The 20,325-nt window shown below is 65.5% G+C and carries 22 protein-coding genes; 9 read left to right on the top strand and 13 right to left on the bottom strand.

All coding sequences use genetic code 11. From position 1 onward, the window contains the following. Nucleotides 1–115: 115 nt before the first annotated feature. The 7 genes from EV674_RS11685 to EV674_RS11715 all read right to left on the bottom strand — a co-directional run bounded on the left by EV674_RS11685 (nucleotide 116) and on the right by EV674_RS11715 (nucleotide 7,324). On the bottom strand, nucleotides 116–1,057 hold the full coding sequence (locus EV674_RS11685) for a CysB family HTH-type transcriptional regulator (RefSeq protein ID WP_119013485.1): 942 nt from the start codon (nucleotides 1,055–1,057) through the stop codon (nucleotides 116–118). 103 nt (nucleotides 1,058–1,160) lie between these two features. After that, complete coding sequence (locus EV674_RS11690; RefSeq protein WP_119013486.1) at nucleotides 1,161–2,495, bottom strand: sulfatase family protein; 1,335 nt, start codon at nucleotides 2,493–2,495, stop codon at nucleotides 1,161–1,163. Continuing rightward, nucleotides 2,492–3,589 carry an ABC transporter substrate-binding protein gene (locus tag EV674_RS11695; protein ID WP_119013487.1) on the bottom strand — a complete coding sequence of 366 codons (1,098 nt, stop codon included), beginning with the start codon at nucleotides 3,587–3,589 and terminating at the stop codon, nucleotides 2,492–2,494. The genes EV674_RS11690 and EV674_RS11695 overlap by 4 nt, the downstream gene beginning before the upstream one ends. Nucleotides 3,590–3,679: 90 nt before the next feature. After that, the gene (locus EV674_RS11700) at nucleotides 3,680–4,513 is read right to left on the bottom strand and encodes an ABC transporter ATP-binding protein (RefSeq protein WP_119013488.1); all 834 of its coding nucleotides are present in this window, start codon (nucleotides 4,511–4,513) and stop codon (nucleotides 3,680–3,682) included. A gap of 20 nt (nucleotides 4,514–4,533) precedes the next feature. Continuing rightward, nucleotides 4,534–5,328: an ABC transporter permease gene (locus tag EV674_RS11705; RefSeq protein ID WP_119013489.1), complete on the bottom strand. Its 795-nt coding sequence runs from the start codon at nucleotides 5,326–5,328 to the stop codon at nucleotides 4,534–4,536. A gap of 14 nt (nucleotides 5,329–5,342) precedes the next feature. Further along, a complete protein-coding gene (locus tag EV674_RS11710) occupies nucleotides 5,343–6,218 on the bottom strand; it encodes an ABC transporter permease (protein ID WP_193552692.1) in 876 nt (291 codons plus the stop codon). A gap of 26 nt (nucleotides 6,219–6,244) precedes the next feature. After that, nucleotides 6,245–7,324 carry an ABC transporter substrate-binding protein gene (locus tag EV674_RS11715; protein WP_119013490.1) on the bottom strand — a complete coding sequence of 360 codons (1,080 nt, stop codon included), beginning with the start codon at nucleotides 7,322–7,324 and terminating at the stop codon, nucleotides 6,245–6,247. 236 nt (nucleotides 7,325–7,560) lie between these two features. Here EV674_RS11715 and EV674_RS11720 point away from each other — a divergent pair, with 236 nt between their 5' ends. Both EV674_RS11720 and EV674_RS11725 read left to right on the top strand, forming a co-directional pair. Then, a complete protein-coding gene (locus EV674_RS11720) occupies nucleotides 7,561–8,430 on the top strand; it encodes a TauD/TfdA dioxygenase family protein (protein ID WP_119013491.1) in 870 nt (289 codons plus the stop codon). 43 nt (nucleotides 8,431–8,473) lie between these two features. Then, complete coding sequence (locus EV674_RS11725) at nucleotides 8,474–9,832, top strand: LLM class flavin-dependent oxidoreductase (RefSeq protein WP_165887094.1); 1,359 nt, start codon at nucleotides 8,474–8,476, stop codon at nucleotides 9,830–9,832. Here EV674_RS11725 and EV674_RS11730 read toward each other — a convergent pair. The 5 genes from EV674_RS11730 to EV674_RS11745 form a co-directional block, all read right to left on the bottom strand. Next, a complete protein-coding gene (locus tag EV674_RS11730) occupies nucleotides 9,802–10,116 on the bottom strand; it encodes a DUF1016 N-terminal domain-containing protein (protein ID WP_243647382.1) in 315 nt (104 codons plus the stop codon). The two genes, EV674_RS11725 and EV674_RS11730, sit on opposite strands and share 31 nt — an antisense overlap. A gap of 425 nt (nucleotides 10,117–10,541) precedes the next feature. After that, nucleotides 10,542–10,757 carry a TOBE domain-containing protein gene (locus EV674_RS11735; RefSeq protein ID WP_119013539.1) on the bottom strand — a complete coding sequence of 72 codons (216 nt, stop codon included), beginning with the start codon at nucleotides 10,755–10,757 and terminating at the stop codon, nucleotides 10,542–10,544. A gap of 61 nt (nucleotides 10,758–10,818) precedes the next feature. Continuing rightward, the gene (locus EV674_RS17410; protein WP_165887095.1) at nucleotides 10,819–10,959 is read right to left on the bottom strand and encodes a hypothetical protein; all 141 of its coding nucleotides are present in this window, start codon (nucleotides 10,957–10,959) and stop codon (nucleotides 10,819–10,821) included. Nucleotides 10,960–11,014: 55 nt separating this feature from the next. Next, the gene (gene ssuE, locus EV674_RS11740; RefSeq protein ID WP_119013492.1) at nucleotides 11,015–11,605 is read right to left on the bottom strand and encodes an NADPH-dependent FMN reductase; all 591 of its coding nucleotides are present in this window, start codon (nucleotides 11,603–11,605) and stop codon (nucleotides 11,015–11,017) included. A gap of 38 nt (nucleotides 11,606–11,643) precedes the next feature. Beyond that, nucleotides 11,644–12,669, bottom strand: a complete 1,026-nt coding sequence (locus EV674_RS11745; protein WP_119013493.1) for a sulfate ABC transporter substrate-binding protein — start codon at nucleotides 12,667–12,669, stop codon at nucleotides 11,644–11,646. Between the two features lie 118 nt (nucleotides 12,670–12,787). On the opposite strand from EV674_RS11745, the gene EV674_RS11750 reads away from it, so the two are divergent. Both EV674_RS11750 and mnmC2 read left to right on the top strand, forming a co-directional pair. Then, entirely contained in the window at nucleotides 12,788–13,060 is a 273-nt protein-coding gene (locus EV674_RS11750; protein ID WP_119013494.1) for an oxidative damage protection protein, read from the top strand. 116 nt (nucleotides 13,061–13,176) lie between these two features. Beyond that, complete coding sequence (gene mnmC2 / locus EV674_RS11755) at nucleotides 13,177–15,315, top strand: tRNA (5-methylaminomethyl-2-thiouridine)(34)-methyltransferase MnmC2 (protein ID WP_119013495.1); 2,139 nt, start codon at nucleotides 13,177–13,179, stop codon at nucleotides 15,313–15,315. A 78-nt stretch (nucleotides 15,316–15,393) separates the two neighbouring features. On the opposite strand, the gene EV674_RS11760 is transcribed toward mnmC2, so the two are convergent. Further along, nucleotides 15,394–15,579, bottom strand: a complete 186-nt coding sequence (locus EV674_RS11760; RefSeq protein ID WP_132750439.1) for a hypothetical protein — start codon at nucleotides 15,577–15,579, stop codon at nucleotides 15,394–15,396. On the opposite strand from EV674_RS11760, the gene EV674_RS11765 reads away from it, so the two are divergent. The 5 genes from EV674_RS11765 to cysD are packed head-to-tail and all read left to right on the top strand — an operon-like array spanning nucleotide 15,560 to nucleotide 20,316. Further along, nucleotides 15,560–16,363, top strand: a complete 804-nt coding sequence (locus EV674_RS11765; RefSeq protein ID WP_119013496.1) for a sulfite exporter TauE/SafE family protein — start codon at nucleotides 15,560–15,562, stop codon at nucleotides 16,361–16,363. The two genes, EV674_RS11760 and EV674_RS11765, sit on opposite strands and share 20 nt — an antisense overlap. A 10-nt stretch (nucleotides 16,364–16,373) precedes the next feature. Continuing rightward, the gene (locus tag EV674_RS11770; protein ID WP_119013497.1) at nucleotides 16,374–18,158 is read left to right on the top strand and encodes a nitrite/sulfite reductase; all 1,785 of its coding nucleotides are present in this window, start codon (nucleotides 16,374–16,376) and stop codon (nucleotides 18,156–18,158) included. 20 nt (nucleotides 18,159–18,178) lie between these two features. Next, the gene (locus tag EV674_RS11775; RefSeq protein WP_119013498.1) at nucleotides 18,179–18,568 is read left to right on the top strand and encodes a DUF934 domain-containing protein; all 390 of its coding nucleotides are present in this window, start codon (nucleotides 18,179–18,181) and stop codon (nucleotides 18,566–18,568) included. Next, a complete protein-coding gene (locus tag EV674_RS11780) occupies nucleotides 18,565–19,329 on the top strand; it encodes a phosphoadenylyl-sulfate reductase (protein WP_119013499.1) in 765 nt (254 codons plus the stop codon). Before EV674_RS11775 ends, EV674_RS11780 begins: the two co-directional genes overlap by 4 nt. A 54-nt stretch (nucleotides 19,330–19,383) precedes the next feature. Continuing rightward, nucleotides 19,384–20,316 carry a sulfate adenylyltransferase subunit CysD gene (cysD, locus tag EV674_RS11785; protein WP_119013500.1) on the top strand — a complete coding sequence of 311 codons (933 nt, stop codon included), beginning with the start codon at nucleotides 19,384–19,386 and terminating at the stop codon, nucleotides 20,314–20,316. The last annotated feature ends 9 nt before the right edge of the window (nucleotides 20,317–20,325 follow it).

Here is a 20,325-nt window from a genome sequence, read left to right on the forward strand (position 1 = left end):
CAAAGGGTTCGTGGACGGCAGCCTCGCTCGCTCGCATGTGGCAACCGCGCGGGTTATCAAGGCTGGGCGGGAAACACCTTGAAAGGGGTGGTTCTTAGAAGCCTGAAGATATTCCCTAACGGGCCACAACAGCAGCGCTGGCCAGCGCCCGGTCTACCACCTCGCGCGTGAGGGTGGGCACAAAGCTCTCGATAAACCGATAGGCGTAGCCGCGCAGCCAGGCACCCCGGCGCAGGCCCAGCCGCGTGAGGTTGACCTCGAACAAATGGCCCGCGTCCAACAGGCGCAGGTGGCGGTCGCGCTCGGCATCCACGGCAATCGAGGCCACGATGCCCACGCCCATGCCCAGCTCCACATAGGTTTTGATGACGTCGGCATCCATGGCGCTGAGCACGATGTCGGGTGCCAGGCCCGCGCGGGCAAAGGCCGCGTCGATGTGCGCGCGGCCCGTGTAGCCCAGCTCGTAGGTGATGATGGGGTAGCGCGCCAGCTGCTCCAGCGTGGGCGGCTCGGCGCCCTCCAGCAGCGGGTGGCCCGGCGGCACGACGATGCTGTGCGTCCAGCGGTAGCACGGCAACGTGACCAGCGCGTCGTAGCCCGCCAGCGCCTCGGTGGCCACACCGATGTCGGCCTCGCCCGAGAGCAGCATCTCGGCCACCTGGCGGGGCGAGCCCTGGTGCAGGTGCAGGCCCACTTTGGGAAACAGCACCCGAAAATCCCGCACCACCTGCGGCAGCGCGTAGCGCGCCTGCGAGTGCGTGGCGGCAATCGACAGGCGCCCTTCCTCGCTGGCACAAAAATCGCTGCCCGCGCGCTTGAGGTTGTCGGCCTCCAGCAGCAGGCGCTCCACGATGGGCAGCAGCGCCTGGCCCGGCGGCGTCATGCCCGTCAGGCGCTTGCCCGCGCGCACAAAAATGTCCACGCCCAGTTCTTCTTCGAGTTCACGGATTTGGCGGCTCACGCCGGGCTGCGAGGTGTGCAGCATGGCCGCCACCTCGGTCAGGTTGAAGCCCCGGCGGGCGGCTTCGCGCACGGAGCGCAGTTGCTGAAAGTTCATGGCGGTGCAAACCCCCGGCACACCGGGGCTCAATTACTCTTCTTTTGATAGCTGCTAGCGCCCAATGTGCGGGCGCTGGAGGCACTTTTTTCCAACAATGGGCTTACATGCCACGCGTGGCCAAATCCGGCGCATAGCGGTCGGCCTGGATGTCGGGCGAGAGGCCATGCGTGATGACCTCGTCGGTGATGGGCAAGAACTGCGCATTCCAATCCGCCCAGGCCTGGCGCAGGCGCGCAAACACCGCTGGCTGCTGGTGGCGCAGGTTGGCACGCTCCAGGGTGTCGGTTTCCACGTCGAACAAAAATTCGTTGTCGTTGATCTTCAGGTACTTCCAGCGCCCGTCGCGGGCGGCGCGCTGGCGCTGGGCTTTGTAGCGCCAGAACAGCGTGCGCTCGTGTACCGGCGCCTGGCCTTCGAGCACGGGCAGGATGTTCTCGCCGTCAGACGGGTAGCGTGCGTCGGGCGCCACACCGGCTGCGGCCAGCAGCGTGGGCAACCAGTCCATGGTGATGGTGACTTGCTCGCTGACCTGGGGCTTCAGGCGCGCAGGCCAGCGCAGCAACGTGGGCACGCGGATGCCACCTTCGAGCAACTCGGTTTTTTGCCCGGTAAAGGGCCAGGTTTTGGCAAAGCGCTCGCCGCCGTTGTCGCTGCTGAACACCACGATGGTGTTGTCGCTCAGGCCCTGCGCTTGCAGCGTCTGTAAGACCTGGCCCACGGCCGCGTCGAGTGAACGCACCATCTTGGCGTAGGTGTGCAGATTGCCGCCGTCGTAGTGAAAAATGTCGGTGAGGTTGCGCGAGACTGCTTCGTCTTCCGGCCCCACCCAGGGCCAGTGCGGCGCCGTGAAGTGCAGCGACAGCAAGAAGGGTTTGGCCGCGCTTTGCTGGCGTATCCAGTTCGAGGCCTCATCGGCCAGCAGCTGGGTGTAGTAGCCCACGCGCTCCACCGGCACCTCGCCTTCATACAGGTCGCGCGCCACGGCCTCGCCCACGCGGGGCTTGTGCGTGAAGTAATCGATCGCGCCGCCGTAGTTACCAAAAAAGTGCTGGTAGCCGCTTTTCAGCGGGCCGAACGTGGGCAGATTGCCCAGGTGCCATTTGCCGATCAGTGCCGTCTCGTAGCCGGCACCCTGCAACAGCGAGGGCAGCGTGGGGTGCTCGGGCGGCAGGCCGTATTTGTGCGCGGTGCGCACCAGGGGCTCTTCCAGCCCGCCGCGCAGGCGGTACTGGTAGCGCCCGGTGATCAAGGCAAAGCGCGTGGCCGAGCACACCGCCGAGTTGGCATAGGCCTGCGTAAAGCGCACGCCCTGGGCGGCCAAGGCATCGAGGTGCGGCGTCTGGAAGTCGGTCTGGCCGTACACACTCAGGTCGGCCCAGCCCAGGTCATCGGCCAGGATAAAAATGATGTTGGGGGCGGTGGTGGTGCTGCTCATGCCTTGCCTTTCAGCTTGCCGCTGGCATCGGTTTCTGGCCACTGGTTGTCCAGCTTCAGTGTTTTGACGGCCTGCTGCACCAAACCGGGCTCAAACCAGGTGGGCACATCAAAACCCTGGCGCAGCAAACCGTGCTTGAGGCCATCGTTGAGCACGCCCTGGTAACTGGCAATCAAGCCCTCGTCCAGCAGCGGCGAGAACCGGCTGGCCAGACGTTCGCCCGCCAGCTCTTCGCGGAAAGCCACCTCGGGGCTGCCACTGCGGTCGGCAAACAGCTGGATCAGCGCCTCGCGGTTGCCTTCCTGCGATGCCCAGTGCGCAGCCCGCACCATCTGCACCACCAGGCGCTGTGCCAGCTGGGGTTGGCCGGACAAGAAGTCCTGCGTGGCCAACAGGCCCGACTGGATGGTGTAGGCAGGCCCCAGCCCTTTGGTGCTCAGCGCAATGCCCACGCCCTTGGGCTGGAGCAAGAACAGATCGGGGCCGCCAAAAGTGGCGTCAATCTGCCCGGCCACCAGGGCGGCCTTGGAGCTGGGCCAGTCCATGTTGATGAGCTTGACGTCTTTTTCGGTCAGGCCCGCGCTGGCCAGCAGGTTGTCAAACGGGCGCTGGTAGGCCGTGCCCTTGAGCACCGTGACGCGCTTGCCCTTGAGGTCGGCCACCGTTTTCACGGACACGCCTGGCGCCGTGGCCAGGTAGCTGTTGCTGCCGCGCCCGGAGGCCGCAATCAGGCGTGTGGGCAGGCCGCGCGCACGGCCAATCACCGAGGCCAGATCGGCCAACGCCACCACGTCCAACTGCTTGGCCGACAGCGCCTCGTGCACCGCCGGGCCAGCGCCCCGGAAGAAACTCCATTCCACCTTGATGCCATCTGGGGCAAATTCTTCTTCCAGCCAGCGGTTGGCGTGCAGCACCGCCGTCACGCTGCCGCCCGGAAAGGGCTTGCCCGCCGTGCCCAGGTCGGGCGAGCCAATGCGGATGACCTTGGCGGGCGTTTGCGCGCGCAGCACCGGGGCGGCCGCCAACGCGGCACCGGCCAGCAGCACAGAGCGGCGTTGCACCCCGGGCACAAACGAAAAAATGGGATTGTTCATGGTTCAGTACACCAATTGAAATCAACAATTACTATTTTTTTGATAGCTACTAGTGCCCACTGTGCGGGCGCTGGAGGCCGTTTTGATGCTTTAAATCGCAAACTGCCATTGCGTGGCCGGGGCCAGCTCGGCATCGCGCTTGAGCGGTGGCTCGGCCAGCTCGGCGGCGGGGTGGCCGGCAAACTCTTTCAGCACATCGTCTTTGACGGCGGTGAAGGCGTATGAGGTGCGCTCACGCGGGTGCGCCAGCCCCACGGGCACGGTGCGGCGGATGCGGCCCGGGCGCGGCTCCATCACCACCACCTTGTCGCCCAGGTACACGGCCTCTTCCACGTCGTGCGTGACCAAAATCATGGTGATGTTTTCCTGCCGCCAGATGCGCAGCAGCTCTTGCTGCAAGTGGGCGCGGGTCATGGCGTCCAGGGCGCCGAAGGGCTCGTCCAGCAACAAAATGTCGGGCCGGTTGACCAGCGCCCGCGCAATGGCCACGCGCTGCGACATGCCGCCCGAGAGCTGGTGCGGGTAGGCGGTTTCAAAACCGTTCAGGCCCACCAGCGCGATGTGTTCGCGCACCGTCTCGCGCCGCTGGCCCTCGGTCAGATTCGAGTTGAGCAGGCCCAGGGCCACGTTTTTCTCGACCGTGAGCCACGGAAACAGCCGATGCTCCTGGAACACGATGCCCCGGTTCAGGCTGGTGCCGGTGATGCGCTGGCCGTCGAGCAGGATGTCGCCCTGGTAGTCGCCCTCCAGGCCGATGATGAGGCGCAACAGCGTCGATTTGCCGCAGCCGCTGGAGCCGACGATGCTGACGAACTCGCCCGGCGCAATCGTCAAATCGATGTTTTGCAGCACGGGCAGCACTTCGCCCTTGACTTCGTACTGCTTGTTCAGCGCTTGGATGCGCAGGGTTCCGGCGTGTGCCATGGTGGGTTTCCTTGTATTTATCAGTAACTTGCGAGGGTGCGGTCGCGCCAGGCCAGCAGGCGCTTTTCCAGCGTGCCGAGCAGCCAGTTCAAGATGAACCCGACCAGCCCGATCACGACCACGCCAAACAGCACCAAGTCCATCCAGAAATGCTCGCGCCCGTCGATCAGGGTGTTGCCAATGCCCTTGCCCGAGGCCAGCAGGTACTCGGCGCCCAGCGTGGCCAGCCAGGTGTAGATGAGCGAGAGGTGGATGCCGGTGAAGATGGACGGCGCCGCCGCAGGCGCCACCACCCGGCGCAGCAGCTGCCAGGTGCTGAACTCGTACACCCGCGCCACCTCGATGAATTCGCGCGGCACGCTGCGGATGCCCTCAAAGGTATTCAGCACCACCGGAAAGAACGCCGCCATGGCGATGAAGGCGATCTTGGCCGCGTCGCCCAGGCCAAACCACATCGACAGCATCGGAATCCAGGCAAACAGCGAAATCTGCTTGAGGGTGTGGAATGACGGGCCAATGAGCCGGTCAAACCAGCGCGATCCGCCCAGCAGCGCGCCAAACACCAGCCCGGCGCTGGCGCCAATGGCAAAGCCCCAGGCGTTGCGCCACAGGCTGGCCGACAGCGCCACCCACAGCTCGCCGCTGGCCACCTGCTGGGCGCCGCGCTCCCACACCGCCACCGGCGACACCAGCAGCGCCGAGGTGCTCCAGCCCGAGGCCACCGCCGCCCACCACAGGGCCAGCAGCGCCAGCGGCAGCACCCAGCCGCGCAGGCGCTTGGGGATCAACACTTTGTTCTGTACCAAACTCGACATATTCAGCCCCCTCCTCACAGCCCGGGCCTGCGCCAGCGCAGCAACCACGATTCCGTGCGCGCCAGCACCTTGTCCAGCGCCAGCCCGACGATGCCCACGGCCAGCACCGCTGCCAGCACCACATCGAGCTGAAACAACTGGCGGCCATACACAATCAAAAAGCCCACGCCCTCGGACGAGGCCAGCAGCTCCACCACCACCAGCGCCAGCCAGGCGTGGGTGAGGCCGTAGCGCACGCCGTTCCAGATGGGCGCCGTGGCGGCGGGGAAGACCACTTTGGTCAGCATCTGCCAGCGGGTAAAGCCATAGACCTTGGCCACCTCGACAAAACGGTTGGGCACGCTTTGAATGCCCTGGCAGGTGTTGATGGCCACCGGCACCAGCGCGGCCTTGGCAATGAGCAAGAACTTCAGCGCCTCGTCAATGCCCACCAGCAGCATGAGCAGCGGCAGCCAGCCAATCACCGGCACCTGGCTGAACGCCTTGAACAGCGGAAACACGTAGTCCCGCACCGTGGGCGACAAGCCCATGGCCGCGCCCAGCAGCAGCCCGGCGGCCAGGCCGATGCCAAAGCCGCTGAACACCCGCACCAGGCTGATGGACAGGTGGCTCCACAGCTCGCCGCTGGCGGCCATGTCGGCAAAGGTGGAAAACACCACGCCCGGCGGTGGCAGCACCTGGTCGGGCACCCAGCCGTTGACCGCCGACAGTTGCCACAACGCCAGCACCGCCAGCGGAAAAGGCCAGGCCCACAGCCAGCGCCAGTTCCAGTGGCCTGCGCCCCGGCGGGGCTGCCGGGTCGGCGCGGCGGCCTGCGCTCCAACACCCGCAGCGGCGCCTGGAGGAACACTGCCCCCCGTGGCCACAGCAATCCAATGGTTGATCCACATGGCATCACTCCTTGCGCGGTGGCGGGTCAACGGGTTTGCAACTTGCCGTCGGCGGCGTAGCTGGGCCAGTAGCCTTCCAGCTGCAACTCTTTGAGCGCAGTGTTCAGGTAGCGGCGGTCAAACCAGGAGTCGATCTCGGGCTTTTTGCGGATCAGCTTGAGCTGCAAGGCTTGCTCAGCCGAGTCTTTGTAGATGCCCACCAGGAACGGGTCGAGCAGCGGCGACAGGCGCACGCGCAGCGGCTGGCCGACAAAATCCTCGCGCCAGACTTTCTCGGGGTATTCGGTTTTACCCCACTGGGCAAACAGCTCGGCGCGGCGGTTCTCGTCGGAATACTGGTGCGTGGTTTTGACCACCGCATTGACCACGCGCTGCACCGCCTGCGGGTGGCGCTGGGCAAAGGCGTCGGTGACCAGCAACACCGTCTGGCGGGTGTATTGGTAAGAGTCTTCTGCGGCCGACCAGATCACTTTGGCCAGGCCCTTGTCGCGCAGGTCAAACAGGCCGACGTAGCCAAACACGGCATCCACATCTTTGCTGGCCAGGGCCGCCTGCGAGGTGGGCAAATCCAGGTTGATGAGTTTGAGATCGCGCTCTTTCAGGCCCTTGCTGGCCAGCGCGCGTGCGGCGGCCAGGTGCAGGTTGGTGCCCTTAAACACCGCCACCCGCTTGCCCTTCAAGTCTTCAATGCGCTGGATGCCCGAGTCGGGCTGCACCGCCAAGTACAGGCCCGTGCGCACGCCGCTGCCCAGAATGATTTTGGTTTTGACATCGCCCGCCCGGTGGACGATGGAGGGCAAATCGCCCTGCCAGGCAAAGTCCAACTGCTGGTTGACCAGCGCCTCGTTCACCGCCGGGCCTGCGCCTTTGAAGAACGTCCACTCGACCTTCACGCCGTCTTTCTTGAATTCTTCTTCCAGCACGCCATCGGTGTAGGCCAGCGCCGTCGAGGTGCCGCCGTGGCGCACCGGGTTGCTGCCCACGCCGCCCGTGGCCACGCCGATGCGGATGACTTTCAACGGCTCTGGCGCCTGTGCTTGTGCGGGCGCCACGGCGCTCAGTGACAGCGACAGTGCCGCCAGCCAAAGGGTTTTCCAGGGTTTCATGCTCGACCTCCATTGCGATTTTTAATAACTGAAATGAATGTAGAACAGTTTTTTAAAATCAATAAAGAATAAAAAAGCATGAGCAACGACAAAGATGTTTTGCGCATGAGCTGCCACCCCGCAGTAGTAAGGCGCAGCCCAACTATCGATATGCGAACTGCTTCGTTCGCGCGGCGCAGGGGCCTGCCTAGAGTCCATTCCTGTCGATACACCCCGCAACTTCAGGAGCACCTTGCATGTCCCAACTCAACGATCTGGCCCAGCCCTACACCCGCTTTGTGGCCGAGCCCTACACACCCACCATTGGCGCCGTCATCCACGGCCTGGACCTGGGCCAGCCGCTGGACGAAACCACGCAGGCCGAGCTGCGCCACGCCCTGGCCGCACACGAAGTCATCTTCTTTCGCGGCCAGCACCTGACGCCGGCGCAGCATGTGGCCTTCACCCGCACGTTTGGCGGCGTGGCCGAGGTCAAAGCCTTCTTCCCCCGGCTGGAGAGCCACCCGGAAATCGAGATCGTCGAGAGCACGGCGCAGCGCCCCAAGGCGGCCAACAACTGGCACGCCGACATCACCTGGCGCGAGCAGCCGCCGCTGGGCACCAGCCTGTATGTGCAGGTGATTCCGCCCCACGGCGGCGACACCATCTGGAGCAGCCTGACCGCCGCTTACGCCAGCCTGCCGCCCGCGTTCCAGGCCTACCTGGAGACGCTCACCGCCGTACACACCTGGGAAATCAGCAACTGGACGGAGTACCTGCTGAACAAGGACGCCAGCGGCGAGCAGCTGCGCGAAGCGCGCGCCAAATACCCGCCCGTGGAGCACCCGGTGGTGCGTACCCACCCCATCACGGGGAAAAAGATTTTGTACGTCAACAGCACCTTCACCAGCCACATCAAGGGCCTGCCACGCGCACAAAGCGATGCGCTGCTGAGCCAACTGTTTGCGCTGGCGCAGGTGCCTGAATTCCAGGCCCGCCTGCGCTGGCAAGAGGGCACGCTGGCCGTGTGGGACAACCGCTCCACCCAGCACTACGCCGTGGGCGACTACTTCCCGGCACACCGCAAGCTGCACCGCATCACCATCACCGCGCCGCAAACCTTCTGAGCACCAGCGCAGCGCCAGCCACCCCACACCGGAGAAAAACCCTATGACCACCCCCCAACGCCAACTGCGCCTGGGCGCCTTCATCATGCCCACGGGCCACCACATTGCCGCCTGGCGCCACCCCGGCGCGCAGGCCGACGCCGGGGTCAATATCGACCACTACATCGCCTTGGCGCAAACAGCAGAGCGCGGCCTGTTCGACCAGGTGTTTGTGGCCGACAGCCCCGGCGTCTGGCACAAGGGCGACAAAGAATCCTTCAGCCGCCAGGGCCGCGTCTCGCACTTCGAGCCCGTGACGCTGTGGGCGGCGCTGTCGGCCGTCACCAAGCACATCGGCTTTGTCGCCACCGCCTCCACCACCTACGAAGACCCGTTTTTGCTGGCGCGCAAATTTGCCTCGCTCGACCACATCAGCAAGGGCCGTGCCGCCTGGAACGTGGTCACCACCAGCGCCGAAGATGTCTATGGCAATTTTGGCTACGAGGCCCACCCCGACCCCGCCACCCGCTATGAAAAAGCGCATGAATTCGTCGATGTGGTCAAGGGCCTGTGGGACAGCTTTGACGACGACGCCTTCACGCGCGACAAAGCCAGCGGCGTGGCCTTTGACCCCGACAAGCTGCACACGCTCAACCACATCGGCAAGCACCTGAAGGTGAAAGGCCCGCTGAACATCGAGCGCCCACCGCAGGGCCACCCGGTGATCGTGCAGGCGGGCTCGTCCGAGGACGGCAAAGAGCTGGCCGCCGCCAGCGCCGAAGCCATCTTCACCGCGTGGACGAGCCTGGCCGAGGCCAAAGCGTTCTACCAGGACGTGAAGGGCCGCCTGGCCAAATATGGCCGCCGCCCCGAGCAACTGCTGGTGCTGCCCGGCATCTCCACCGTGATTGGCCGCACCGAGGAAGAAGCCCAGGCCAAGTGGGCCGAGCTGCAAGCGCTGATCCACCCCAGCGTGGGCCTGGCCACGCTGGTGCCCTTCTGGCCGGGCGAAGACCTGACGAAGTGGAACCTGGACGCCCCGCCGCCCTACATCCCCGAGCCGCCCAAGGGCATCAACAGCCGCGCCCACGTGGTGCTGGAGCTGGCCCGGCGCGACAAACTCACCGTGCGCCAGCTGTACGAATACCTGGCCGGTGCGCGCGGCCACTGGGTGGTGATCGGCACGCCACAAACCATTGCCGACAAGATGCAGGAATGGCTTGAAAACGGTGCCTGCGACGGCTTCAACGTCATGCCGCCGGTGCTGCCGCAGTCGCTCAACGAGTTTGTCGATTTGGTGGTGCCCGAGCTGCAAAAGCGCGGCCTGTTCCGCACCGCCTACGAGGGCACCACCCTGCGCGAAAACCTGGGACTGGAGCGCCCGGCCAGCCGCTACGCCGTGCCGCTGGCCAAGGCAGCGTAAGGCAGCGCCCCACCCCGCCGCGCCATCCCGATGGCGCGGTTACGCCCCCTCATCCGCCGCCAAACCGCCCAACATCGGGCCATGATGAGCAGGTTTTTAGCCCAATTGATTTCTGCAACCAGCGGTTGCAGTTTTGGCTTGTCGCTGTATTCGTTGAAAAACTGCCGCATCAACCACAAGTTTTGGGAAGAAAACCCGTTGCGCCCCGGAAACTCCACTTGCAAATCACGGGCCAAGGTTTCGACCACAGCTTTGCCCAGCCTTGCTCGGCTTGCTTGCGACAAATAACCTCCCCCAGCCACCAATACAAAGTCAGCAACTCCTTGTTGGCCGCGCGCAGGGCTTGGTATTGGCGCTGGCGGATTTGCACTTTGACTTCGTGCAAAAAGTCGCCGTAGTCAGCGGGCGGCACCACGCTGAGGCTCATAACGCATACCCCAGGCGAGGGGTGTCAAGGTCAATCCAGCATGGTGGTTCCATGGCGTTCATGGCGGTTTCGTTGGCTGGTGAAGAGAAGAAAAGCATAGCTGCTTGCGCCCTCGCACCCTGCTGTACCGCCACGCAGCGTCAACTACCGCTTGCGGCCACTGACCACCCGCCCAGAAAAAAACCAGGCCCAAGCCTGGTTCTGAAAAACGCTACTGAAAAAATAGCTGCTTGCGCCCAACCTGTAAGGGCTGGAGGCCGATTTGGCCTCAAAAACCCAGCCTCACAGCTTGGCGATAGACACCTCGGTGGACTTGACCAGCGCCACCACGTCCGAGCCGATGGTCAGGCCCAGGCTGTCCACCGAGCGGGTGGTGATGACCGAGGTGACGATGCCCCAGGGCGTCTCCACATCGACCTCCGAGACAACATCGCCGCGAATGATTTCGCGCACTTTGCCCTTGAACTGGTTGCGCACGTTGATGGCTTGAATGGACATGGTTTTCTCCTTGAAAAGTCCGTTGAAAAAGTCTGCGAAAAGCCGCAAAAAACCCAAAAAATCAGCAAGAAATCGCAAAGCCGCCCCGGGGAGCGCGCGCCACGGGGGTGCGGGCCTGCGCGCTCAGGCCCCAGGCCATGGCCGTGACGCACAGCACGCGCTGCAAACGTTGGTGCAAGACAAAGGGCATGGGTACAGCCATGGGAGCCTCCTGGGTGGTGGGTGCGGTGGGGGGAGTAAAAAATCTGCGGTGGTGCTCAGACGCTGCACTGCACCTGCGAAAACGCCACGGGCGCAAACCGGCCCGATTGCGCAGGCGGCGGGCGCAGGGTTTCGGTGAGCAGGGTGTGGGTGGCTTCGTCCAGGCGGGCGGCGATGTCGGCGTCCAGGGTGTAGGCGCCTTCGGGCGTGAGCGCCACCTGGGCGTCGGTGGCGTAAATACCGGGCAGGATGTGTCGCGCACCCAGCGACTGCAGCACCGGGCGCAGTGCGTAGTCCAGCGCCAGCATGTGGTGCGGGCTGCCGCCTGTGGCCAGGGGCAGCACGGTTTTGCCCTTGAGCGCCGTTTGCGGCAGCAAGTCCAGAAACACCTTGAGCACGCCGCTGTAAGCGGCCTTATAGACCGGCGTGGCCACCACCAGCACGCGCGCGGCGGCCACTTGCTCAATGGCCTGAGTGATGCTGCGGTGGCCAAAATCGGCCAGCACCAGCGCTTGGGGCGAGAGGTTGCGGATATGGATGCGATCAACCAATGCGCCCTGCGCACTCAGGCGCAGCGCAACGGCATCGAGCAAAGCCGCCGAGCGCGAGCGCTCCGAGGGGCTTCCGGCAATCAACAAGGCAGACATGGATACACCTTTGCGTGAATAGGCGGGTACGGCGCGCTTTACTTGCGCGCGTAAATCTGGTCAAAGCTGCCGCCATCGGCAAAGTGGACTTTGGCCGCCTGCTCCCAGCCGCCAAAGGCGTCGTCGATGGTGAACAGATTGAGCTTGGGGAACTGGGCGGCGTACTTGGCCCGGGCTTTTTCCGACACGGCGGGGCGGTAGAAATGCTTGCCCGCAATGTCCTGGCCCTCTTCGCTGTAGAGGTACTTCAGATAAGCCTCGGCCACGGTGCGGGTGCCTTTTTTGTCCACGTTCTTATCGACCACGGTGACGGCAGGCTCGGCCAGGATGCTGATGCTGGGCGCGACGATGTCGATCTTGTCGCCAAACTCTTTCTTGAGCAGGTAAGCCTCGTTCTCCCAGGAGATGAACACATCGCCCTGGCCGCGCTGCGAGAAGGTGATGGACGAGCCGCGCGCCCCGGTGTCGAGCACCGGCACGTTGGCGTAGAGCTTTTGCACAAAGTCTTTGGCTTTGGCATCCCCACCGTATTTGCGCTTGGCAAACTCCCACGCGGCCAAATAATTCCAGCGCGCGCCGCCCGAGGTTTTGGGGTTGGGCGTGATCACGCTGACGCCGGGCTTGACCAGATCGTCCCAGTCCTTGATGGCCTTGGGATTGCCCTTGCGCACCACCAGCACGATGGTGGAGGTGTAGGGCGAGCTGTTGTGCGGCAGGCGCTTTTGCCAGTCTTTGGGAATGAGCTGGCCGCTGTTGCGCAGTGCGTCGGTGTCGCCCGCCAGGGCCAGCGTGGCCACGTCGGCGGCCAGCCCGTCGATCACCGAGCGCGCCTGCTTGCCCGAGCCGCCGTGCGACTGCTGGATGACCACATCCTGGCCGCTGGTGGCCTTCCAGTGCCTGGCAAACGCCTGGTTGAACTCCACGTACAGCTCGCGGGTGGGGTCATACGAGACGTTGAGCAGCGTCAGCGGCTGTTGCGCCAACGACGGCAATGCGGTCAGGGCCAAACCACCCACCAGCGCGGTGGCCAGGGGAATCTTGATAAAGTGGCGGCGAAGGCTCATGGGGGTAACTCCGGGGGTCTGAAAATGCGATGGATGGATTCTGAAAGCCGCCCATCAAAACTGGAACGACTGAGTTTTCAGTTTTTAATTACCCAAACATCTAAAGAAACACCACCCCATGGCACGAATGGTTCAATGCATCAAGCTCGGAAAAGAAGCCGAGGGCCTTGATTTCCCTCCCTATCCCGGTGATCTGGGCAAACGCCTGTGGGAAAACGTCAGCAAAGAGGCCTGGGCGGCCTGGCTCAAGCACCAGACCATGCTGGTCAACGAGAACCGCCTGAACCTGGCCGATGCGCGCGCCCGCCAGTACCTGGCGCGCCAGATGGAGCAGCACTTCTTTGGCGGCGGCGCCGACACCGTGCAGGGCTACGTGCCGCCCAGCGCCTGAGCCCGGTGCGCGCGCCCTGCCAGCACGGCGGGGCCTGAGCGCGCTGCCCGCCTCTCCCCCTCACGGGCGCCCTTTGCGGCGCCTTTTTCGTGGTCTTTACTCTCGGAATACCCCCTATGGCCGAACCCCTGGACTGGCTGGACGACGGCACGCCCTACAGCCCCCGCTTTGGCGACCGCTACCACAGCGAACAAGGCGGTCTGGCGCAGGCGCGCGAGGTGTTTTTGCACGGCTGCGGCCTGCCAGCGGCCTGGGCCCATCAGCCGCAGTGGCGCATTCTGGAAACCGGCTTTGGCTTTGGCCTGAACTTCCTCACCACCTGGGCCGCCTGGCGCGCCGACCCGCAGCGCCCCCAGCTGCTGCACTTTGTCTCGCTCGAAGCCTGGCCCGTGGCCGCAGACGACCTGCTGCGGGCCACCCGCGTCCATCCCGCACTGGCGCCACTGACCCAGGAGCTGCACCGCCACTACTGGGGGCTGCTGCCGGGCATCCACCGCATCGCCCTCGATGGCGGCCAGGTGCTGCTGACGCTGTGCATTGGCGATGCGCAAACGCTCTTGCGCCAGCAGGACTGGACGGTGGACTCGGTGTACCTGGATGGCTTCAGCCCCCAGCGCAACCCCGAGGTGTGGAGCCTGCACACGCTCAAGGCCGTGGCGCGCTGCTGCCGGCGCGGCACGCGCCTGGCCACCTGGACGGTGGCGCGCGCCGTGCGCGACGACCTGGCGCAGTGCGGCTTCACCGTGGCCAAAGTGCCCGGTGTGCCGCCCAAGCGCGACAACCTGCACGCCACCTTCGACCCGCGCTGGGAGCCGCGCCAGGCGCAGGCGGCCAGCGCTGCCCATACAGCCAGTGCCGCGCCCGGGGCCACCCCTGCGCCCGGCGCCAGTGCAACACCTGGCACCGGCACACCCGCGCGCTGCATCGTCATTGGCGCGGGCCTGGCCGGTGCTGCTGTGGCTGCCAGCCTGGCACGGCGCGGCTGGCAGGTGCAGGTGCTCGACCAAGGTGACGCACCGGCAGCCGGTGCCTCGGGCCTGCCAGCGGGGGTGTTTGCGCCCCATGTCTCGGTCGATGACAGCGTGGTATCGCGCCTGTCGCGCAGCGGCGTGCGCGCCACGCTGCAAGCCGCCGCCCAGTACCTGCAAGAAGGCACGGACTGGCAACCCAGCGGCGTGCTGCAACACCACGTGGATGGCAAACGCGGCCTGCCCACCGACTGGGACGCTGGCCCCGGCGCCGACTGGAGCCACGCTGCCCCCGACGTGGTGCGTGCAGCCCTGGGCATCGCGCCGGGCGTGGGCGCCACCTGGCACCGGCGCGGCGGCTGGATTCGGCCCGCGCGGCTGGTGCAGGCCTTGCTGGCCCAGCCGGGCGTGCAGTTTCACGGCGGGCAGGCCGTGGCCCGGCTGGTGCGCGTTGCCAACTCCAGCGCCGACCTGTGGCAAGCCCTGGACGCCCAGGGCCGCGTGCTGGCCAGCGCCCCGCTGGTGGTGGTGGCCACTGGTTTTGGCAGCCCGCAGCTGCTGGCCCAGACCGACCCCGCCCTGGCCCGCTGGCCGCTGGGCATCGTGCGCGGCCAGGTCACCGGCGCGCGCCAGGCCGACCTGCCCTGGCCAGGCCCGGCCTTCCCGGTCAACGGCCATGGCAACGCCGTGCCCGCCTTTGTCTGGCCCGATCCAGCGCCCGCCCAGACCGGTGCCGCGCCCGCAACCGCTGCGGCAGATATGTCATGGATTGCGGGTTCCACCTTTGAGCGCGGCCCGGCCAGTGTCTGGCCGCCCGCAGCCCCGGAGCAAGCCGCCGCACACCACCACAACCTGGGCAAACTGCAAGCCCTGCTGCCCGGCAGCGCCTTGCCGTGGACGACCCTGCCGACACCCACGCCAGCGCAACCACCAGCGCAACCACCAGCGCAGGAGCCAGCGCCACACGCCGCCCCCGCAGACGCAGCGCCCCTGCCCCCCAGCCTGCGCCACTGGGCCGGTATCCGCTGCGCCAGCCCCGACCGCCTGCCGCTGGTCGGCCCGGTCGATGCGCAGGCGCTGCCCGGCCTGTGGGTCAGCACCGCCATGGGCGCGCGCGGCCTGACGCTGGCCCTGCTGTGCGGCGAGCTGCTGGCCGCCCGCCTGCACGGCGAACCCCTGCCGCTGGACAGCAAGCTGGCCCAGGCGCTGGATACTGCGCGGATGGACAAGCCAGCGCGGGGCGACACAGCAGCGCCCGCCAAAAACAGGGGTCAAATTGGCCTCTAGCCCTTGCGCAGTAAGCGCAAGCAGCTATGCATTTTGAATGCACCACCGACGGTAGAACGCTGCGCACAAAATGCTACTTTATTCATAGCTGCTTGCGCCCACCAGTCGGGCGCTGGAGGCATTTTTGGCATCAAAGACAAAGCCCTTCCCAGCGCTATCCTCGATTTTCAAATAACCAAATTCACATATTGGGAGAACAAAACAATCGTTTGTTTTTATATGCAGCCCCCCTACATTCAGCGCCATGCCTGATTTCGCGTTCATATTTGCTGGCTTTTGTGTGGGCCTGATCGTCGGTTTGACCGGCGTGGGCGGGGGCTCGCTGATGACGCCCATCCTGATCTTTTTCTTTGGCGTCAAGCCGCACATGGCCATTGGCACCGACCTGCTGTTTGCCGCCTTCACCAAAATGGGCGGCACCGTCAGCCTGGCGCGCCAGCGGCTGGTGCCCTGGCGCGTGGTGGGCATGTTGTGCGCGGGCAGCATCCCGGCGGCTTTCGCTGCCTTGTGGCTACTGAAGTACCTCGGCCCGGCCAGCGCGCAAGCGCAGCACATCATGACCACCACCCTGGGCGTGGCGCTGCTGCTGACGGCGGCGGCCACGCTGTACAAGGTGTTTGCCTTCTCCAAGGCCAAACACGCCATCGACCACGCCGCCCGCCTGGCCAACCCCGCCCTGGCCACGCAGCCGCGCCACTGGAGCCTGCCGGTGCTGCTGGGTGCGGTGATTGGCACGCTGGTCACGTTCACCTCGGTGGGCGCGGGCGCGGTGGGCGTCACGGTGCTGCTACTGGTGTACCCACTGCTGCCGCTGCCCCGGGTGATTGGCGCCGATATCGCCTACGCCGTGCCGCTGACGCTGGTGGCGGGCCTGGGCCACGCCTCGCTGGGCTCGGTGGACTGGAGCCTGCTGGCGCTGCTGCTGGCGGGCTCGCTGCCGGGCATCTGGCTGGGCTCTCGTTTAGTCTCGCGCGCCCCGGAGCGGCTGATCCGCTCGGCGCTTTCCGTGCTGCTTGCCTGGGCAGGCGCCAAACTGGTTTTGATTTGAGTTTTGCCTTATGTACCAATACACCGACTTTGACCAACAGTTCGTGCGCCTGCGCGCCGACCAATTCCGTGACCAATTGCAGCGCTGGCAAACCGGCAAGCTCAGCGAAGACGACTTCCGTCCGCTGCGCCTGCAAAACGGCTGGTATGTGCAGCGCTACGCACCCATGCTGCGCGTGGCCGTGCCCTATGGCGAGATTGCCAGCCGCCAGCTGCGCGTGCTGGCCACCATCGCCCGCGAGTACGACGAGCCCGAAGCCGAAGTGTTCAAAACGGCGATGGAAGGCCAGGGCAAGCTGGGCACCACCTTTTTGCCCAAAAACTGCGCCCACTTCACCACCCGCACCAACGTGCAGTTCAACTGGATTCCGCTGTCTAAAAGCGCTGATGTGATGGATTTGCTGGCCAGTGTCGATATGCACGGCATCCAGACCAGCGGCAACTGCATCCGCAACACCACCACCGACGCGCTGGCCGGGGTGGCCATCGATGAAGTGGTCGATCCGCGCCCCTACGCCGAAATCATCCGCCAGTGGACCACGCTGCACCCCGAGTTCGCCTTTTTGCCGCGCAAGTTCAAGATCGCCATCACCGGCGCCACGGAAGACCGCGCCGCCAGCGCCTGGCATGACGTGGGCCTGAAGCTGCTGAAAAACGCGGCGGGCGAGGTGGGTTTTCAGGTATCGGTGGGCGGCGGCATGGGCCGCACGCCCGTCATCAGCACCGTGATCCGCGAGTTCCTGCCCTGGAACCAGATCATGAATTACATCGAGGCCATCGTGCGCGTGTACAACGAGCATGGCCGCCGCGACAACAAATACAAAGCGCGCATCAAAATTCTGGTCAAGGCCGAAGGCCAGGGCTACTTTGACGCCGTGGAAGAAGAGTTCCGCCAGATCGTCGAAGTGGACGGCGGCCCGCACACCATTCCGCAGGCCGAACTCGACCGCGTGGCCGCCTGCTTTGTGCCGCCCGTGCTGGCCGATCTGCCCGACGTGGAACCCGCCCGGCTGGAGGCGCAGCTCGAAGCCCTGGGCACCGAGCGCCCCGAGTTTGCCCGCTGGCTGGCGCGCAACGTCCACGCCCACCAAAACCCGCAGCTGCGCGCCGTCACGCTGTCGTTCAAGCGCGTGGGCCAGTCGCCGGGCGACGCCAGCGCCGACCAGCTCGACGCCCTGGCCGCGCTGGTGGACAAATACTCCGCCGGCGAGGCCCGCGTGACGCACGACCAGAACGTGCTGCTGCCCTGGGTGCATGGCAGCCAACTGTTTGCGCTGTGGCAAGAGGCCAAAGCCCTGGGCCTGGCCAGTGCCAACGTGCAGCTGCTGACCGACATGATTGCCTGCCCCGGCGGCGACTTCTGCGCTCTGGCCAACGCCCGCAGCCTGCCCCTGGCCGAAGCCATCACCCAGCGCTACCAAGACCTGGACGAGCTGGACGACCTGGGCGAAATCGACCTGCACATCAGCGGCTGCATCAACTCCTGCGGCCACCACCACAGCGGCCACATCGGCATCCTGGGCGTGGATAAAGACGGCAAGGAGTGGTACCAGATCACGCTGGGCGGCTCGGACGGCTCCAAGCTGTCGGGCGCGCCGGGTGCGGGCAAGGTGATTGGCCCCTCGTTCTCGGCCGCCGAAGTGCCCGATGTGATCGAGGCCGTGCTCACCACCTACCGCGACCAGCGCCAGCCCTTCGAGCCCTTGATCGACACCGTGCGCCGCGTCGGCCTGGAGCCTTTCAAGCAGGCCGCCAACGCTGTGCGCACCCCGGCGCCAGTGCCTGCCGCCGCCTGACAACCCCTGTGGATCGCTTTATGAACTTCCAGATTCTTGCCGCTGCCAGCCACACCGCCCCCGCCGAGGGCGATGCCACCACCGTGGCCCTGGCCAACGATGCCGACGCCCTGACCCTGCCGCTGGACGGCGTGGTGCGCGTCGATTTGCACTTTCCCAACTTCACCGATGGCCGCGCCTTCAGCCAGGCCTATTTGCTGCGCCGCCGCCGGGGCTTTGCGGGCGACATCCGCGCCACGGGCGATGTGCTGATCGACCAGCTGGTGCAAATGCAGCGCACCGGTTTCAGCTCAGCGGTGCTGAAAGAAGGCGTGGACGCCGCCGACGCGCAGCGCCAGTTCGAGCGCTTTCAGGGCTTTTACCAGGCCGACGCCGTGCAGCCCAAGCCCATTTTTTCTCTGGAACCATGATGACCAGCAGCCTGCTTTCTGCGCGCGGCGCCGCTGCCAAAGCCACCGCCGTCCATGCCCGCGCCAGCGCCGACTTTGCCGCCAAGCTGGAGCAAACCCGCGCCGTGCTGCGCCAGGCCGCCGCCCTGGGCGCGCCGGGTGCGGTCACGCAGGCCTCCAGCCTGGGCGCTGAAGATGTGGTCATCACCCACCTCATCAACGCGCTGGCCCTGGACATCCCCGTGTTTGTGCTGGACACCGGCGCGCTGCACACCGAAACCCTGGCCCTGCTGGAGCGCACGCAAGCGCACTCGCGCGCGCCCATCGTGGTTTACAAGCCTGCGTTCGATGGCGTGATCGAGTTTGTGCGCCAGAACGGCCAGGACGCCATGTACCGCAGCATCGAGCTGCGCAAACAGTGCTGCCACATCCGCAAGATGGAGCCGCTGGCGCGCGCGCTGGCGGGCAAGCAAGGCTGGATCACCGGCCTGCGCCGCGAGCAATCCAACGCCCGCGCCGAGGTGCCGCTGGTGGACACCGCCGAGGTCGCCAGCAAGGGGCTGACCAAGTTCAACCCGCTGGCTGACTGGACGCTGGGCGACGTCTGGCACTACATCGCCGAGAACCAAGTGGACTACAACCCGCTGCACGACCAGTTCTTCCCCAGCATCGGCTGCGCGCCCTGCACCCGCGCCATCAGCCTGGGCGAGGACTTCCGCGCCGGCCGCTGGTGGTGGGAAAGCGAGGATGCGAAGGAATGCGGCTTGCACGTCAAAAAATGATAGCTGCTAGCGCTTACCCCATAAGCCTTAGAACCAGATTTGACTGGAAATAATATGAACGCCCGTATCGACACCTCCGCGCTGAGCCACCTCAGCAACCGCCACCTCGATGCGCTGGAAGAAGAAACCATCTTCATCCTGCGCGAAGTGGCCGCCGCCTTTGAGCGCCCCACCCTGCTGTTCTCGGGCGGCAAGGATTCGCTGGTGATGCTGCGCTGCGCCGAAAAAGCCTTTGGCGCGGGCCGCATCCCCTACCCGCTCTTGATGATCGACACCGGCCACAACTTCCCGGAAGTGACCGATTTCCGCGACTTCCGTGCCCAAGAGCTGGGCGCCGAACTCATCGTGCGCAGCGTCGAGGACTCGATGGCGCGCGGCACGGTGCGGCTGGCGCACCCGGGCGAATCGCGCAACGTCCACCAGTCGGTCACGCTGCTGGAGGCGATTGAAGAATTTCGCTTTGACGCGCTGATTGGCGGCGCCCGCCGCGACGAAGAAAAAGCCCGCGCCAAAGAGCGCATCTTCAGCCACCGCGACAGCTTTGGCCAATGGCAGCCCAAGGCCCAGCGCCCCGAGCTGTGGACGCTGTTCAACACCCGCCTGCAACCGGGCGAGCATTTCCGCGTCTTTCCGATCAGCAACTGGACGGAGCTGGACGTGTGGCAGTACATCGACCGCGAGAACATTGCCCTGCCCAGCCTGTACTACACGCACCCGCGCCAGGTGGTCGAGCGCAAGGGCCTGCTGGTGCCCGTGACCGAGCTGACCCCGCCGCGCGAGGGTGAAGAGGTGGTCACGCGCGACGTGCGTTTTCGCACCGTGGGCGACATCACCTGCACCTGCCCCGTCGAGAGCAGCGCCGCCACGGCAGCCGACATCGTCATCGAAACCCTGGCCGCCGACGTGAGCGAGCGCGGCGCCACGCGCATGGACGACAAAACCAGCGACGCCTCGATGGAAAAGCGCAAAAAAGACGGCTATTTCTGACCGGAAAGA

The sequence above is a fragment of the Simplicispira metamorpha genome (assembly GCF_004341365.1).
In the GTDB taxonomy this organism is placed as follows: Bacteria; Pseudomonadota; Gammaproteobacteria; order Burkholderiales; family Burkholderiaceae_C; genus Simplicispira; species Simplicispira metamorpha.

Excerpts from the sequence above, each read along its gene's own strand:
- EV674_RS11775 (WP_119013498.1), top strand. The coding sequence starts at position 18,179 with ATGAACTTCCAGATTCTTGCCGCTGCCAGCCACACCGCCCCCGCCGAG.
- EV674_RS11725 (WP_165887094.1), top strand. The coding sequence starts at position 8,474 with ATGACCACCCCCCAACGCCAACTGCGCCTGGGCGCCTTCATCATGCCC.
- EV674_RS11720 (WP_119013491.1), top strand. The coding sequence starts at position 7,561 with ATGTCCCAACTCAACGATCTGGCCCAGCCCTACACCCGCTTTGTGGCC.
- EV674_RS17410 (WP_165887095.1), bottom strand. The coding sequence starts at position 10,959 with ATGGCTGTACCCATGCCCTTTGTCTTGCACCAACGTTTGCAGCGCGTG.
- EV674_RS11715 (WP_119013490.1), bottom strand. The coding sequence starts at position 7,324 with ATGAAACCCTGGAAAACCCTTTGGCTGGCGGCACTGTCGCTGTCACTG.
- EV674_RS11770 (WP_119013497.1), top strand. The coding sequence starts at position 16,374 with ATGTACCAATACACCGACTTTGACCAACAGTTCGTGCGCCTGCGCGCC.
- mnmC2 (WP_119013495.1), top strand. The coding sequence starts at position 13,177 with ATGGCCGAACCCCTGGACTGGCTGGACGACGGCACGCCCTACAGCCCC.
- EV674_RS11700 (WP_119013488.1), bottom strand. The coding sequence starts at position 4,513 with ATGGCACACGCCGGAACCCTGCGCATCCAAGCGCTGAACAAGCAGTAC.
- EV674_RS11695 (WP_119013487.1), bottom strand. The coding sequence starts at position 3,589 with ATGAACAATCCCATTTTTTCGTTTGTGCCCGGGGTGCAACGCCGCTCT.
- ssuE (WP_119013492.1), bottom strand. The coding sequence starts at position 11,605 with ATGTCTGCCTTGTTGATTGCCGGAAGCCCCTCGGAGCGCTCGCGCTCG.
- EV674_RS11705 (WP_119013489.1), bottom strand. The coding sequence starts at position 5,328 with ATGTCGAGTTTGGTACAGAACAAAGTGTTGATCCCCAAGCGCCTGCGC.
- EV674_RS11760 (WP_132750439.1), bottom strand. The coding sequence starts at position 15,579 with ATGAACGCGAAATCAGGCATGGCGCTGAATGTAGGGGGGCTGCATATA.
- cysD (WP_119013500.1), top strand. The coding sequence starts at position 19,384 with ATGAACGCCCGTATCGACACCTCCGCGCTGAGCCACCTCAGCAACCGC.
- EV674_RS11690 (WP_119013486.1), bottom strand. The coding sequence starts at position 2,495 with ATGAGCAGCACCACCACCGCCCCCAACATCATTTTTATCCTGGCCGAT.
- EV674_RS11780 (WP_119013499.1), top strand. The coding sequence starts at position 18,565 with ATGATGACCAGCAGCCTGCTTTCTGCGCGCGGCGCCGCTGCCAAAGCC.
- EV674_RS11765 (WP_119013496.1), top strand. The coding sequence starts at position 15,560 with ATGCCTGATTTCGCGTTCATATTTGCTGGCTTTTGTGTGGGCCTGATC.
- EV674_RS11745 (WP_119013493.1), bottom strand. The coding sequence starts at position 12,669 with ATGAGCCTTCGCCGCCACTTTATCAAGATTCCCCTGGCCACCGCGCTG.
- EV674_RS11710 (WP_193552692.1), bottom strand. The coding sequence starts at position 6,218 with ATGTGGATCAACCATTGGATTGCTGTGGCCACGGGGGGCAGTGTTCCT.
- EV674_RS11735 (WP_119013539.1), bottom strand. The coding sequence starts at position 10,757 with ATGTCCATTCAAGCCATCAACGTGCGCAACCAGTTCAAGGGCAAAGTG.
- EV674_RS11685 (WP_119013485.1), bottom strand. The coding sequence starts at position 1,057 with ATGAACTTTCAGCAACTGCGCTCCGTGCGCGAAGCCGCCCGCCGGGGC.
- EV674_RS11750 (WP_119013494.1), top strand. The coding sequence starts at position 12,788 with ATGGCACGAATGGTTCAATGCATCAAGCTCGGAAAAGAAGCCGAGGGC.